We start from the raw sequence: 13,326 nt of genomic DNA, 5'->3' as shown, positions 1-13,326 counted from the left end.
CCAGGCCCGCCCCGCCGCCGCTTATTCGGCCGGGCGGATGTTGTGGTTGTGCCGGAAGGTGTTCTGCGGGTCGTAGATGCTCTTCAGCCTGGTCAGCCGTCGGAGGGTCGTCGCCTCGTAGGCGGTGTCCACCACCGTGCCCGCGTTCTCGCCGTTCATGAAGTTGAGCGCGCGCCCGCCGGTCGTCCACGGCGCGATGGCCTTGAGCAGCCGGTCGTGCGCGGGCCGGATCTCGTCGATGTCGGCGCGCTCCAGCCGGGACGAGATGTTGAACAGGTAGCTCGCGTCGCGGTGCCCGACCGCGTTGCCGACAGGGGGCGGCGCGGCGATCCTGCCGCCCAGGTGCCGCAGTTCGACGATGTGGGGGACCGGCGCGTGCGGACCCGCGTGGTCGAGGATCGCGCGAACCGCGCCCGCGTCGAGCGGGCCCATCATGGCCGTGTCGCCCTCGAAGGCGCCCGGCACGGGCGGGTCGTTGTAGATGGTCCCGGCCTGCGTGTACGGCAGCTCGTTGAGCGTGTCGATGATCGGGTCGAGCGCGCGCAGCGGCGCGACCAAGGGCTCGCCGCCGCTCAGGTCGTCGGCGGTGTAGGCGAACCGGACGTGCACGATGTGCCGGCCTCGCAGCGGCTCGGGCAGCGCCGGGACGTCTGGGAACGAGATCAGCGCGATCGACGAGCTCATCTCGTCGGGCACGGTGGTCGTCCACTGGATCCAGGTCTCGAAGACGCCGATGGCGTTCGCGCCGTCGAAGAACATCCCGCCCCCGTAGAGTGCGGTGACAGGCAGCAGGCCGATCTCCATGCCGGTCACGATGCCGAAGTTGTCCCGTCCGCCACGCAGCGCCCAGAACAGGTCCGGATCGGAGTTGGCGGTGACGTTCCGGAGCCGTCCGTCCGCGGTCACCACGTCGAGGCCGCGCACGTGGTCGGCGGCGTAGCCGTACCGCCGCGACAGCAGGCCGAGCCCGCCGCCGAGCGTGTAGGCGACCGCGCCGAGGGAGGGCAGCGACCCGGACAGCGGGGCCAGCCCGGCGGGCGCGGCCTCGTGCACGACCCGGCTCCACGGCGTTCCCGCCGCGACCCACGCCTCGCCGGTCTCGGGGTTCACCCGGACGCCGCTCATCCGCGTGGTGTTGACCAGCACCCCGCCCTCGGCGGCGATGCCCGACAGCGCGTGCCCGGTGCCCTGCACGGCCACCGGCAGCCCGTGGTCCGTCGCGAACTCCACGGCGGTGCGCACGTCGGCCGCGCCGACCGCGCCCACGATCAGGTCCGGACGGTGCGACCGGACGATCTGGTACCCGGCGCGCTCCGCGTCGTACTGCTCGCCACCGGGGGTGACCACGGGCCCCGACACCCGTCCGGCCAGGGCCTCGACCTCGGAGGGGGCGAGGGCGGTGCTGCGTTGCGGGTCGAAACGGTTCATGTTCGTTCCCTACGCTAGGTGCGCAGGACTCATCGCCTCGAACGGCCCTGCGCGACGGATTCGACTGACCAGGGCGCGCACGCGCGACGTTTCCGACGACGTCGCGCCGGTGCGGAGATCGCCCCTGGCCTCGGAGTGGGTGCCCGGTACCCGCGGATTGGTAAGCTAACCGTACTATCAGTCGGGACCATATTGTCAAGTAGCCTGACGAAATGACGTGAGCGGAAGGAGCGCCCGCGATGGCCGCTCGGGACGGGGACGTCGCGCCCAAGGTGCCGATCCCGGCCCTGCTCGCGCACGCCAAGGACCTCTCGGTCGAGGAGCTCCACCGTCGCCTCGCGGAAGAGGGCTTCGAGGGCATTCGCTACCGGCACGGCTCGGTCTTCCGCCACATCGACCCCGAGGGCTCGCGCCTCACCGTGCTCGCCGAACGCTCCGGCCTCACCAAGCAGGCGCTCGGCGAACTGGTCAGCGAGCTCGAACAGGGTGGGCACGTCGAGCGCATCATCGATCCCGCCGACCGTCGTGCCAAGATCATTCGCCTCACCGACCGGGGCCGCGAGAGCCAGATCGCCGCCGCCCGCATCCTCATGGACATCGAACGCTCCTGGGCCGCCGAGCTGGGCCAGAACCGGGTGGATGCCCTTCGCACCACCCTCGAGGAAGTCATCCGCCTGCAACTTCCTGGCCGTGCTTAGCCTTCTTCGGCTCCTACGAATGCTCACGAGCGCCCGGATCCGCATGGCCTCCCCATGCCTCGCCCGTGCAAGCCGTCCCTGCAGAAGCAACAAGGCCTGAGGAATTGAGCGGCCTGCCCGCGGCGCCGCTACTCCTCCGGCTCTGACGGGGTAAGCGGCAACCCATGCACGGATTGCAGATGAGGACGAGGGAGAGCGACATGCGAATGAGGGGGGGATCGGACGTGTCCGTTGTGCCGGACTCGCATGAACTACTCGAACCATATGGATCCGCTGCGGAGGCGGACCGGTTCCGTTGGAGCGGCGTGCGAACCGGCGGAGTGCCTTGTGGAGGGAGCTGAGCCACTCATGGCCAACAACGATCAAGAGGCCGGTTCTCCGTGGTGGAGAACCGGCCTCTGACCTGCTACTTTCCGGTCGGGACGGCGGGATTTGAACCCACGACCCCTTGACCCCCAGTGAATTATGAAGGTTCAAACGTGTGCCTGCAGATCTTGGTGATTCGTGAGAAGATGCAGGTCAGAGGCCTAAAGTGAATACCGCGAGATCATTCGGGATCCGCCGTCGTCCGTCTGAGTTCACTAACGAACGACTAACGAACGATCACTCGGGGGAGTGGAGTTGGGGTACACGTTCAAGCGGCTGGACCGCCACGGCAAGCCGCGTTACACCGCCTGCTACGAAGACCTCAAGGGGAAGATCGCGTCCGCGGGCACATACTCGTCCAAAAAGGACGCCGACAAGGCATGGCAGCGTGCCGAAGGCGAGGTCGGCAGGGGACGTGACGTCAACCTCAAGCGGGGACGCCAGACCTTCAAGAAGTACGTCGAGGAGACCTGGCTCCCCAACCACGAGGTCGAGCCGACCACCATGCAGAGCTACCACTACTCGATCTACAAGCACGTCATGCCGGAGTTCGGCGGGATGCGGATGATGGACATCCTCCCCGAGCACGTCCGTGCGTGGATCAGGCGGATGAAGAAGAACGGGGTCACTCCCGCGACCATCCGCTACAACAAAGTCGTCCTCAGTGCGATCTTCACAACCGCGCTCAACGACCAGGTCGCCTACATTCATCCGTGCAAAGGGATCCGTTCCCCCACCGTCCCGGAGAAGCCCCTAGAGATCATCACTCCCGAGCAGTTCGACGACCTCTACCACCGGCTGCCCGACGCCGACTCCAAGCTCCTGGTCGAGACCGCCATCGAGACCGGACTGCGCTGGGGCGAACTCACCGAGTTGCGGGTCCGCGACCTCAAGACCCGTTCGCGCATCCTGACCGTGAGCCGAGCCGTCGTCGAGTTGAATCCCAAGTTCCACCCCGAAGGGAAGCGCTTCCTGGTGAAGGACTACCCCAAGGACAAGGAATGGCGCCGCTTCAAGCTCAGCGAGCAGATAGTCGACAAGCTGGAAGACCACGTGAAGTCCGAGAAACTCGGTCGCGACGATCTCCTGTTCGTCTACAGGCCCGACACCATGACCGAGCGCAAGCTCAAACCCGCTCTCCGCCCCGACAAGCTCGGCTGGACGAACGAGAACGCCAAGGGCCATCGCTACCGCCACGGCACACTCAGCGCCTACAACGCCGCCAGGTGCCGCTGTGACCACTGCAAACTGGCCTTCGCCCTCTATCGCGCCCGCCGCCGTTCTGCTGGCAAGGACAACCCGAGGCAGCCTCGTCGCAGGGAGACCGACGGCCACATCCCCGCCAACTGGTTCCGCAACCACGTCTGGAAACCCGCCCTCAACACCGCCGCCCTCGACATCAAGGTCCGTATCCACGACCTACGCCACGCCCACGCGTCCTGGCTCCTGGCCGGCGGCGCTGACCTTCAGGTCGTCAAGGAACGACTCGGCCACGGCTCGATCTCCACCACCGAGCGCTACCTTCACACCCTCGACGACGCCGACGACACCGCCCTCGCCGCCTTCGACAAAATCCGCAGCCGCCGCCGAACCACCCCTTGAAGCATCCTCGCGGCTACCAACCTTCCGGACGGGAACGGCTTCCTCGCCGAGTCGACTGAAGGCCGTCCGCATCGTTCGGCCAGGGTGCTCCGAGTGGACCACCCAAAGCGGGCCACGATGCACATCCATCCGCCACTATTGACGAAGCGCGCCTGAAAGCGTGGTCGGTCATCCAACGGACCGGAGGATCAGCGACATCTCCCGGACAAAGCCCCACATTGTTGACCATTGGTGCACTGCCTGGCGATGCGAGACGGTTCTCGATGCACCTGCTGCTGGGGCCAACCCGCTGGTCCACCGCATACTGCGTCCGCTCTGGCGGCGACGGGCTCTTCACTGGAGGTTCCGCAGCAAGCATGTCCGATTTGCCCGTCTCCCATGAAGTGCTCGAAACTGCTGCTGCGGCCGCGCAAACGTGCAGGTCAGTAAGTCTGCTCCCCGCGCACGCGGGGATGGTCCCAGGCGTTGTCCAAGTACCTGGAGAGTCAGGCCCTGCTCCCCGCGCACGCGGGGATGGTCCCAGGCGTTGTCCAAGTACCTGGAGAGTCAGGCCCTGCTCCCCGCGCACGCGGGGATGGTCCCTCGGAACTCGACGTCGCAGTGCTCGCACTTCACTGCTCCCCGCGCACGCGGGGATGGTCCCGTCGCGCGGAACTTGTCGCCGCGGACGGTGATCTGCTCCCCGCGCACGCGGGGATGGTCCCTTCAGGGGCGAGCCGATGCCCGCCTTCGACGACTGCTCCCCGCGCACGCGGGGATGGTCCCACGGGGCCGGAGGTCGGCGGCGCCGTAGTCGACTGCTCCCCGCGCACGCGGGGATGGTCCCCATGGCTGCGCCATGGTCGAGCACTACACCGGCCTGCTCCCCGCGCACGCGGGGATGGTCCCCCGCAGGTCTCGCGGAAGGGCGGCGGGTTCGACTGCTCCCCGCGCACGCGGGGATGGTCCCCAGGTACTCCAGGAATACGGCCTGCCGGACATCTGCTCCCCGCGCACGCGGGGATGGTCCCTGCCGCCCGTCACCGTCGACCGGGGCCAGCACCTGCTCCCCGCGCACGCGGGGATGGTCCCACGGGGCCGGAGGACGGCGGCGTGCCGGACATCTGCTCCCCGCGCACGCGGGGATGGTCCCTGCCGCCCGTCACCGTCGACCGGGGCCAGCACCTGCTCCCCGCGCACGCGGGGATGGTCCCGTCTCCCACATGCCTTCCGCGCTGACGGCGGTCTGCTCCCCGCGCGCGGGTGTGGCTCCAGCAGGTCGGGGTGAGTGCGTGCAGGTCAGTCCTGCTCGGGTGCAGGCGCGGACGGACCGCCTTTGGTCACAGGCAAGGCGTTGCTGGTCTGCGCTCCACGTGCGTTGCGTTCAGATTTTTGGAGTGTTGCCTGCCCGCGGGCGATGCTCTCCGCTCTGACCGTTGGGCGCTTGTCAGGTCGGTGCTTTCTGCACACGTGGAGGCGGGGCCTCTTGTGGCCTGAGGGTTGCGGGTGCTGGTTCGGGTTTTCGAGCATGTAGGGGAGATGATGCGGCGTCGGTGGTTCGAGCTCCTGCTGCAGGTCGTGTTGGTGCTCGTCGCCAGCTTGTTCGCGATCGCTACCAACTTCGCGACGAATGGCGACCAAGTGTCCGGGGCGCTGCGCTGGCTCCAGCGGGCGTCGGTGCCCGCGATCTTGGTGCTGGTCGTTGTGTTGGTTGTGGGGCATGTCGTCGCCTTCCGGCTGAGCGCACCTCCTCCTCCGCCGTCCCGTGTCTGGGATCGTTCGCGCACGCCGTACCCCGGGCTGGACGCCTTCACTGAGGACGAGGCGGCGGTGTTCTTCGGCCGCGAGGTGCAAGTGCTCGAGCTGGTGCGGCGGTTGCATGATTCGCCTCAGCGTCCTGCCGAGCGGTTCGTCCCCCTGGTCGGCGCGTCCGGCAGCGGGAAGTCGTCGTTGGCGCAGGGGGGTGATTCCACGGCTTCGGGAGCGGCGCTGGGTGGTGTTGCCGGTCGCGACGCCCGGCCCCAACCCGGTGGGGCCTTGGCAGCGGCGCTGGCCGAGGCGGACGCGCGGACGGACGCCTCCACATTGCAGCGCCGAATCCGTCGTTCGGCGGACGGGCTGGCCCTCGTCCTGGCTGAGCTTCGACGTCTCGGTCCGCGCAATCGGCGCATCCTCCTGGTGATCGATCAGTTCGAGGAGCTGATCACTCTCGCCGGAGAACGGGACCGGGCGCTCTTCCTGGAGGCGATCGCGGAGGCGCTTCGGCGTGATCGGCGCCTGTGGGTGCTGGCGACCGTCCGGATCGAATTCCTCCGCGACCTGCTGGACACCGCACAGGTCGAACTGTTTCAGAACCCGGTGGCGATCGGGTCGCTCACCCGGAGACAGTTGGCGCAGATCGTCGAGCGTCCGGCCGAGCTGGCGGACTTGAGATTCGCGCCGGGGCTGGTCGGGGCGATCGTCGACGACGCGGAGACCGCTGATGCGCTCCCTCTGCTCGCCTACCTACTCCAAGAGTTGTACTTCGCAGCCGGCCCCGGAGGGACGGTCACCGAGGACGCCTACCGTGTTCAAGGAGGCGTTGCTGGTGCGTTGGCCCGCCAGGCAGATCTCGTCATGGCCGAACTCTCAGGACAGGACGGAAGCGAGAACGTCCTCGCAGTACTGCTGAAGTTCGTCACCGTGGACGGGCAGGGCGCCACTCGCCGACGCGTTCCGCTCCACGAACTAGCCTCCGCCGAAAGGATCGTGGTGGATGCGTTCGTCGACGCCCGTCTACTGGTTACTGACGTCGGTAACGGGCGCTCCCTCGCCCAAGTCGCGCACGAGGCGCTGTTTCGCCAGTGGCCGCCGCTGCGCCAAGAGGTGGAGGCTCGGATCGAGCAGCTGCGACAGCGGGCCGAGTTGGAGCGATGGGCGGTCGACTGGGAGCGCGCAGGATGCAGCCGCGATTACCTGCTGACTGGAGAACGCCTGGTCCAGGCCGAGACCTGGTACGAGGCCCTGCAGCAGGCGGGGCAGGCGCCCACGGGAGCCGAAGCGCTCATCCGGGCGTCCAAACGGCGTGACCTGGCCTTCCTGCGCAGGGTGTCGGAAGGCATCGGTGAACACGTGATCGCCAACGCCGAGCGGTATCCCGAGCTGTCGATCCTGCTGTCGTTGGCGGCTTTGTCGGAGTGTCCGCCGACTCCCGCCGCCGTCCGCGCGTTGCTGTCCGCCCTGGCCTTCAGCCATGTGAGCCATGTGATGAGGGGCCATAGCGACGTCGTCCGTGGTCTTGCCTGGTCCCCGGACGGACGGAGGATCGCCACCGCCTCCCGGGACGGAACCGCACGAATCTGGGACGCCGCCACTGGTGCGTGCGTCACCGTCCTGCGGGGCCATGGCGGGATGGTCGAGATGGTGGCCTGGGCGCCCGATTCCATGCGGATCGCCACCGCATCTCGCGATAACACCGTCCGGATTTGGAACGCCGAGGCCGGGGAAACGCTGGCTGTCCTGCGTGAGGCCACCGACGTCGTGTGGACGGTCGCATGGTCCCCGGACGGACGACGCATCGCAGCCGGATCACGCGACCTGGCCGTCCGCATCTGGGACGCCGAAACACATGCCCTCACCGGCCAACTCACCGGGCACACCGACAACATCCTCGGTATCGCCTTCGCCCCGGACAACCTTCGTCTGGCCACCGGCTCCCACGATCGGACGGTCCGGTCTGGAACCTCCAGACCGGAGACGCCATGACCCTCGAAGGCCACGAGGACCTGGTCGAAGGACGTCGGACGGAAAGCTGCTCGCATCCGCATCGGGCGACCAGAGCGCCCGCGTCTGGGACAGTGAGAGCGGCCGTCAGTTGATGCTGATACGCGGCCACACCGACCGTGTCTGGAACGTCGCCTGGTCTCCCGACGGAACGCGACTGGCCACCTGCGGAGCCGACCGAACCGCCCGCATCTGGAATCCCGGCAACGCCGAGGAAATCTCCGTGCTTCGCGGCCACACCAGCGATGTGTGCGCCATGAACTGGTCTCCCGACGGTACCCGGATCGCCACCGCCTCCTCCGATGGCACCGCACGAGTCTGGGACGTAACCCACGCGGAGGTGAACGCCTCCAATTCGCTGGTCACCAAGCCCCCATCCGCACCCTGGCCTACCGCGCGCCGTCGGAGCGGCACGGGACGAGATCGCCGGGACTGCTGGTCACCGGATCGGACGACCGGACCCTTCGCGTCTGGGACGCCGAGACCGCCGACCCCATGGACACCATCACCGGCCATGACGACACCGTCCTTGGCGTCACCTTGAGCCCGCATGGCCTGGTCACAACGTCGAGCGATCGCACCGTCCGCCTCTGGACAGGTCTCGTCCACGGGGAACCCCGTGCCGTCATCCCATACACGAGCGGTATCCCCGAGGCCGTCGCGGGCGTGGACCTTCGCTTCGCCACAGCCGGCAGAGACCGCATGATCCGCATCTGGAACGTCACCGACGGCTCGCCTGTCGCCGTCCTCCATGGCCACCAAGGCTGGGTGGTCTCTCTGGCCACCGCACCCAGCGGCCACTGGCTGGCCTCCACCTCCGACGATCGGACGGTCCGCATCTGGGACATGCTCGCCATGCAGGAGTTCACGACCCTGCGAGGTCACGCCAACTGGGTGGACTCGGTCGCTTGGTCGCCGGACGAACGATTCGTGGTCAGCGGATCAGCCGACCGCACTGCACGGATCTGGGAAGTCGCGTCAGGACGCCAGATTGCTGTGCTGACCGGCCACGAGGGCCGAGTCCATGCGGTGGCCTGGGCCCCGGACGGCACACGAATCGCCACCGCCTCCTACGACCGCACCGTTCGCGTCTGGGACGCCCGAAAGCACACTGAGAACGGAGTCGTCGGCGTGCACCGCGACAAGGTCACCAGTGTGGCGTGGACGGCCGACAGCAGTGGCCTGATCACCGGTTCCTACGACGGGACCGCCCGCCTCTGGGCCGCCGACCCCGACCTGAACGCGCTCCAAGCCGCCGCCCGCCGCAGGGTCTTTCGAACCCTCACCGACGAAGAACGCCGCGCCCACCTGCTCCCGGTCACCGATCAGTAGACCGCCGCGACCGTCCTGACATCACGGTCCACCAAATAATCGGCCGGATCCAGCCCCATGACCGCACGCTTCGGCGACGCCCAGTACCGGCGGTTGGCCTCCTCAAACGATTCCGGCCCCGGATACGCGATCACCCACACGAACTGCGAACGCTCGTGATCCAGCCAGGCCCCGCCGATCTCGAAACCCAATTCCAACCTCAACGGCACGATCTCGTCCCGCCACCGCCGAGCCCGCTCGTCCAGCAGCCCATCCCGAATCGTGTACGTCCGCAACTGCGTCGTCCGCGCCACCTCGTCCCCCGCCCTACCTCAGCCTCCACGCGCCGTGCGATGCGCCACGCCCCACACCTGATTGAGCACCGGGCGATCACGCTTCCTTGATGCGGGGAGGCGACCCACCAACCGCCAGCGAGCCATACGTAGGAATTCTCCCGCATGCGCCGGAAGCCCCGTCCCGCCGTCCGCCGCGTTCCAATTCAGGGATCTTCCACCACCCTGCGTGGTAGTACCCGCCCTGGGCTCCGGCCACGAGACCAGCCTCGGAGCATTCCCGCGTGCGCGGGGAGCAGGTCGCCGCAGCCTCGGACCGGTTCATCGGGCCGGGACCATCCCCGCGTGCGCGGGGAGCAGGAGTAGGTGATCAGCGCGTCGCACCACGGGAAGGGACCATCCCCGCGTGCGCGGGGAGCAGACGGGGCTCACGTGGACGTGCATTTCACCTCCGGGACCATCCCCGTGTGCGCGGGGAGCAGTAGCTCGGGTTCTCCCGCACGTGTCCGGCCTTGGGACCATCCCCGCGTGCGCGGGGAGCAGATCGAGTCGGTCGTCACGACGACCACCCCGTTGGGACCATCCTCGCGTGCGCGGGGAGCAGTTCCCCCCGGCATCACCCACCACACCAAGAGGGGACTATCCCCGCGTGCGCGGGGAGCAGAGGACCGCGCCCACGGGATGCAGCGGCCCCCGAGGACCATCCCCGCGTGCGCGGGGAGCAGTAGCCCGAGAACGGGCCGATCAGCGGAGCGCCGGGACCATCCCCGCGTGCGCGGGGAGCAGGCCGCCGGACGCAAAGCGCTGATCAGCGCCCTGGGACCATCCCCGCGTGCGCGGGGAGCAGATCCAGCAGGTCTACACCGCGCTCGTCCCCGTGGGACCATCCCTGCGTGCGCGGGGAGCAGCCGGACGAGCCGGGCCGGGCGGATGGAGGAGACGTGGACCATCCCCGCGTGCGCGGGGAGCAGTTCCACCACGCTCAATCCGAACCGCTCTTCCAGGGACCATCCCCGCGTGCGCGGGGAGCAGACTCCGCGACCTGCAGGTCTACCGGGCCGTGGGGCCGTTTTCGAGTACTTCCTGCGGGTTGGACAAATCGGACGTATGTGATTTGTGAAGGTTTGAGGGGCCGGCAAGGTGCTGGACTTTCACGAGGGCTCCGGTGTGGGGGTTGGGTGGCTGGGGCCCACGGGACGTGGTCGCTTGGCTTGAAACCTACATCCCCCGCGTTAAGTGCAGGCATGGGACGTCTCCGAAGGCTTGGCGAGTGCAACATGCATGTCGGTGGGACCTCGGGTGTACGGGATGGCTTGCTCGTCGTATCACTCGATCGAGGCGCGTACTGCGAGTGGACGCGGTGTTCGGTGTCCGGACGTGGTGATCGCTGTGCATGTGGAGTGGGCTCACCAGGGGGCAAGATGATCGTTTGGGGGTTGACGCTTGCGAGTTGGCTGAATTGAGGGACGACACCGACCATCTGTTGTTAAATGCCGTCATGATCAGTGATGAGGGGGAAGATCTTCGGCTGGATGAGGGGCTGTCTATCGCGGCGCGCTCTGCTTGGGCCAAATATGATCACGGCTCGGACGGGTATCTGCCTTTGTGGCGTCACATGGCGGACAGTGACCCTTTTTCGTCTGCCTGGGCGGGGTGTTGATCACAGCGTGATCGCGATCGGGTCATTCGGCCAGTGACGCGAAGAAACCCCTGGTAGACGGGTTGATCACCACAATCTCCACCGTCCGAACCAGGGGCTCCGCATGCTGTTCTACCGTGCTGCCGTCGTTTTGTCGCGTTCAACGCTGAACTACCTGGCCGGGCTGATCAGGCGGCACCGCAAGACGATCGGCTCGTCCTGGCGACTGCTCAACCCGGGACGGCAGGCGCTCCTGGTGCTGGTCCATCTACGCAAAAGCGAGACGTTCGCCGAGCTCAGCGGCGGGTTCGGAGTGTCGATCAGCACGGCCTGGCGGTACGTGGAGGAAGCTGTGGGACTGCTGTCGGCGCGGTCGCCCAAGCTCACCCGGGCGTTGCGGAAAGCAGAGAAGGACGGCCTGCATCTGCTGGTCCTGGACGGCACCCTGATCGCCTGCGACCGGGTCCGCGCCGACCGGCCGTACTACTCGGCCAAGCACCGCTGCCACGGGATGAACATCCAGGTCATCGCCGGCCCCGACGGCACGATCCTGTGGACCTCCGGCGCCCTGCCCGGCCGCACCCACGACCTGACCGCCGCAAGAGTCTGGGGCGTCCTGCGCGCACTGGAACGCGCCGGGATCGTCACCCTGGCGGACAAGGGTTACCAAGGTGCCCACACCTCGGTCGTTCTCACTCCGTACAAGGGCCGGAACAAACCAGAGTCCCAGAAGCAGGCGAACCGGTCGCACGCCAAGCTGCGCGGTCCCGGCGAACGCGCGAACGCGCAGCTCAAGAGCTGGCGCATCCTCCGCAAACTCCGCTGCAGCCCCAGCAAGGCCGGCCACCTCGTCAAAGCCATCGCCGTCCTACAGAACTACGAGACCAACCGAGGATGAAAAAGACTCAGTGAACCTTTTTCAGTGAGCTTGGGTTTCGCGGGCGTGTAGGACGTGGATGGCTTTGGCGAGGCGGCCGGCGCGGTGTGGGCAGCAGCGGAGCTTGGCCAGGATGGCCCAGTGTTTGAGCTGGGCATTCGCGCGTTCGCCGGGTGCGCGCAGGCGGGCGTGGGCTCGGTTGGCGGACTTCTGCGACGCGGGCTTGCCCTTGCCTCGATACGGGACGAGTAATGGTTCGTCCGCGCCTTGGTAGGCCTTGTCGGCCAAGACCAGGAACCCTGCGGCCTTCAACGCGCGTGGGATGCCCCAGATGCGGGCGGCGGTCAGGTCGTGGACCGAGCCGGGCAGCGCTCCCGACACCCACACGATCGTTCCGTCGGGTGCGGCCACAACCTGCAGGTTCATGCCGTGTCTCCGATGCTTGCCGGAGTAGAACGGGCGGTCGGCGGCGACGCGGTCGATCGGGATGAGCGTGCCGTCCAGCACCAGGTACAGCAGGCGGTCACGGGTGGCATTACGCAACGCCTTGGTGAGTTTGGGTGAGCGGGCGGCCAGCAGTTGGATGGTCTCGTTGACGTAGCGCCACGCTGTGGAGGTGGACACTCCGAACCCTGCGCCCAGGTCGGCGAACGTCTCACCTTTGCGCAGGTAGACCAGCACCATCAACGCCTGCGCGCCCGGCGTGAGTGCTCGTCCTCTACTGCCGATGCTCGCGCGATGCCGGCGGACCACTCCGGTCGTGTAGTTCAGGGTCTGACGCGACAACGGCAGCGAAGCACGGTAGAACAGCATGTGAAGCCTCTGGTGGGGGCGGAGGGTTGTGAGAGATCACCCGTCCTACTAGGGGCTTTCCACGTTCCAGAGGCTGCCGCGCCGCCCGCGATCATCCTGTGATCACACACCCCACAAACCCCACTGAAAAACGTTCACTGGCTGCAACGAGTCGCCATACCGGATTTCTCAGCGCCATCCGACAGCGAAGATCAGATGGCGCGGCAGGAAATCCACGATCACCCAGGTGGCGACCCCTCCTATGATCGCGTAGAGCAATGCGCCGATGGCTGTGTTCGGGCTCGGCCATCCACCCACGAGCTTCTTGAGTCTCATGTGCCCTCCGTGTCTCTAGGTGCCGGGCGCAACGGCGACTTCATGACCTCACATGCCGGCGGCCGAGCACAAGGATTGGGCAGATTCGTTATACCTCACATCACATCGGCGCTTGTCTCCTTACAAATTGGAGGCTACGGTCTTCCAGGACTGGCCGCACGGACATTGATCATTAACTAGCTTGGACCTCGCCTCGCAGACGCGGAGATCACCCCTTGTAGGGAGCTAGCGAGGAAACTTGCC

General features: G+C 67.2%; 9 protein-coding genes, 2 pseudogenes and 2 CRISPR repeat arrays. Of the genes and pseudogenes, 7 read left to right on the top strand and 4 right to left on the bottom strand.

The window, feature by feature from the left end; all coding sequences use genetic code 11:
• Positions 1–21: 21 nt before the first annotated feature.
• Positions 22–1,428 carry an FAD-binding oxidoreductase gene (locus P696_RS0137870; protein ID WP_026416394.1) on the bottom strand — a complete coding sequence of 469 codons (1,407 nt, stop codon included), beginning with the start codon at positions 1,426–1,428 and terminating at the stop codon, positions 22–24.
• A 239-nt stretch (positions 1,429–1,667) separates the two neighbouring features.
• Between P696_RS0137870 and P696_RS50830 the strand changes: the two genes are divergently transcribed.
• The 6 genes and pseudogenes from P696_RS50830 (at position 1,668) to P696_RS58565 (ending at position 9,167) form a co-directional block, all read left to right on the top strand.
• Positions 1,668–2,126 carry a MarR family winged helix-turn-helix transcriptional regulator gene (locus P696_RS50830; protein WP_034489042.1) on the top strand — a complete coding sequence of 153 codons (459 nt, stop codon included), beginning with the start codon at positions 1,668–1,670 and terminating at the stop codon, positions 2,124–2,126.
• A 615-nt stretch (positions 2,127–2,741) separates the two neighbouring features.
• Positions 2,742–4,094 (top strand): tyrosine-type recombinase/integrase, encoded by a 1,353-nt coding sequence (locus tag P696_RS0137860; protein ID WP_211245958.1) that lies wholly within the window; start codon positions 2,742–2,744, stop codon positions 4,092–4,094.
• A 431-nt stretch (positions 4,095–4,525) separates the two neighbouring features.
• Positions 4,526–5,287: a CRISPR direct-repeat array (repeat unit 29 nt; unit sequence CTGCTCCCCGCGCACGCGGGGATGGTCCC).
• Between the two features lie 292 nt (positions 5,288–5,579).
• Positions 5,580–7,817, top strand: coding sequence for a WD40 repeat domain-containing protein (locus tag P696_RS55315; RefSeq protein WP_084338825.1), 2,238 nt, complete (start codon positions 5,580–5,582; stop codon positions 7,815–7,817).
• Positions 7,774–8,148: pseudogene (locus tag P696_RS59480) on the top strand (WD40 repeat domain-containing protein); the annotation flags it as partial. The gene P696_RS55315 and the pseudogene P696_RS59480, both read left to right, overlap by 44 nt.
• Positions 8,085–8,300 (top strand): annotated as a pseudogene (locus tag P696_RS59475) (hypothetical protein); the annotation flags it as partial. The pseudogenes P696_RS59480 and P696_RS59475, both read left to right, overlap by 64 nt.
• A 30-nt stretch (positions 8,301–8,330) precedes the next feature.
• Positions 8,331–9,167, top strand: a complete 837-nt coding sequence (locus P696_RS58565; protein ID WP_157430170.1) for a WD40 repeat domain-containing protein — start codon at positions 8,331–8,333, stop codon at positions 9,165–9,167.
• Here the strand turns inward: P696_RS58565 and P696_RS0137850 are convergent.
• Positions 9,161–9,460 (bottom strand): NIPSNAP family protein, encoded by a 300-nt coding sequence (locus P696_RS0137850; RefSeq protein WP_026416392.1) that lies wholly within the window; start codon positions 9,458–9,460, stop codon positions 9,161–9,163. The two genes, P696_RS58565 and P696_RS0137850, sit on opposite strands and share 7 nt — an antisense overlap.
• A gap of 249 nt (positions 9,461–9,709) precedes the next feature.
• A CRISPR array of direct repeats spans positions 9,710–10,471; the repeat unit is 29 nt; unit sequence GGGACCATCCCCGCGTGCGCGGGGAGCAG.
• A gap of 731 nt (positions 10,472–11,202) precedes the next feature.
• Here P696_RS0137850 and P696_RS0137845 point away from each other — a divergent pair.
• Entirely contained in the window at positions 11,203–11,976 is a 774-nt protein-coding gene (locus P696_RS0137845; RefSeq protein WP_026416391.1) for an IS5/IS1182 family transposase, read from the top strand.
• 21 nt (positions 11,977–11,997) lie between these two features.
• On the opposite strand, the gene P696_RS0137840 is transcribed toward P696_RS0137845, so the two are convergent.
• A complete protein-coding gene (locus tag P696_RS0137840) occupies positions 11,998–12,768 on the bottom strand; it encodes an IS5/IS1182 family transposase (protein WP_026416390.1) in 771 nt (256 codons plus the stop codon).
• 168 nt (positions 12,769–12,936) lie between these two features.
• The gene (locus P696_RS56625; RefSeq protein WP_157430169.1) at positions 12,937–13,083 is read right to left on the bottom strand and encodes a hypothetical protein; all 147 of its coding nucleotides are present in this window, start codon (positions 13,081–13,083) and stop codon (positions 12,937–12,939) included.
• Positions 13,084–13,326 lie beyond the last annotated feature (243 nt).

This window comes from Actinomadura oligospora ATCC 43269, assembly GCF_000518265.1.
Taxonomy (GTDB): Bacteria; Actinomycetota; Actinomycetes; order Streptosporangiales; family Streptosporangiaceae; genus Spirillospora; species Spirillospora oligospora.
This window is presented reverse-complemented; position numbering and strand designations above follow the sequence as displayed.

Bases quoted from the DNA above. Each gene is read 5' to 3' on its own strand.
- P696_RS0137840 (WP_026416390.1), bottom strand. From the start codon at position 12,768: ATGCTGTTCTACCGTGCTTCGCTGCCGTTGTCGCGTCAGACCCTGAAC.
- P696_RS56625 (WP_157430169.1), bottom strand. From the start codon at position 13,083: ATGAGACTCAAGAAGCTCGTGGGTGGATGGCCGAGCCCGAACACAGCC.
- P696_RS50830 (WP_034489042.1), top strand. From the start codon at position 1,668: ATGGCCGCTCGGGACGGGGACGTCGCGCCCAAGGTGCCGATCCCGGCC.
- P696_RS0137870 (WP_026416394.1), bottom strand. From the start codon at position 1,428: ATGAACCGTTTCGACCCGCAACGCAGCACCGCCCTCGCCCCCTCCGAG.
- P696_RS58565 (WP_157430170.1), top strand. From the start codon at position 8,331: ATGGACACCATCACCGGCCATGACGACACCGTCCTTGGCGTCACCTTG.
- P696_RS0137845 (WP_026416391.1), top strand. From the start codon at position 11,203: ATGCTGTTCTACCGTGCTGCCGTCGTTTTGTCGCGTTCAACGCTGAAC.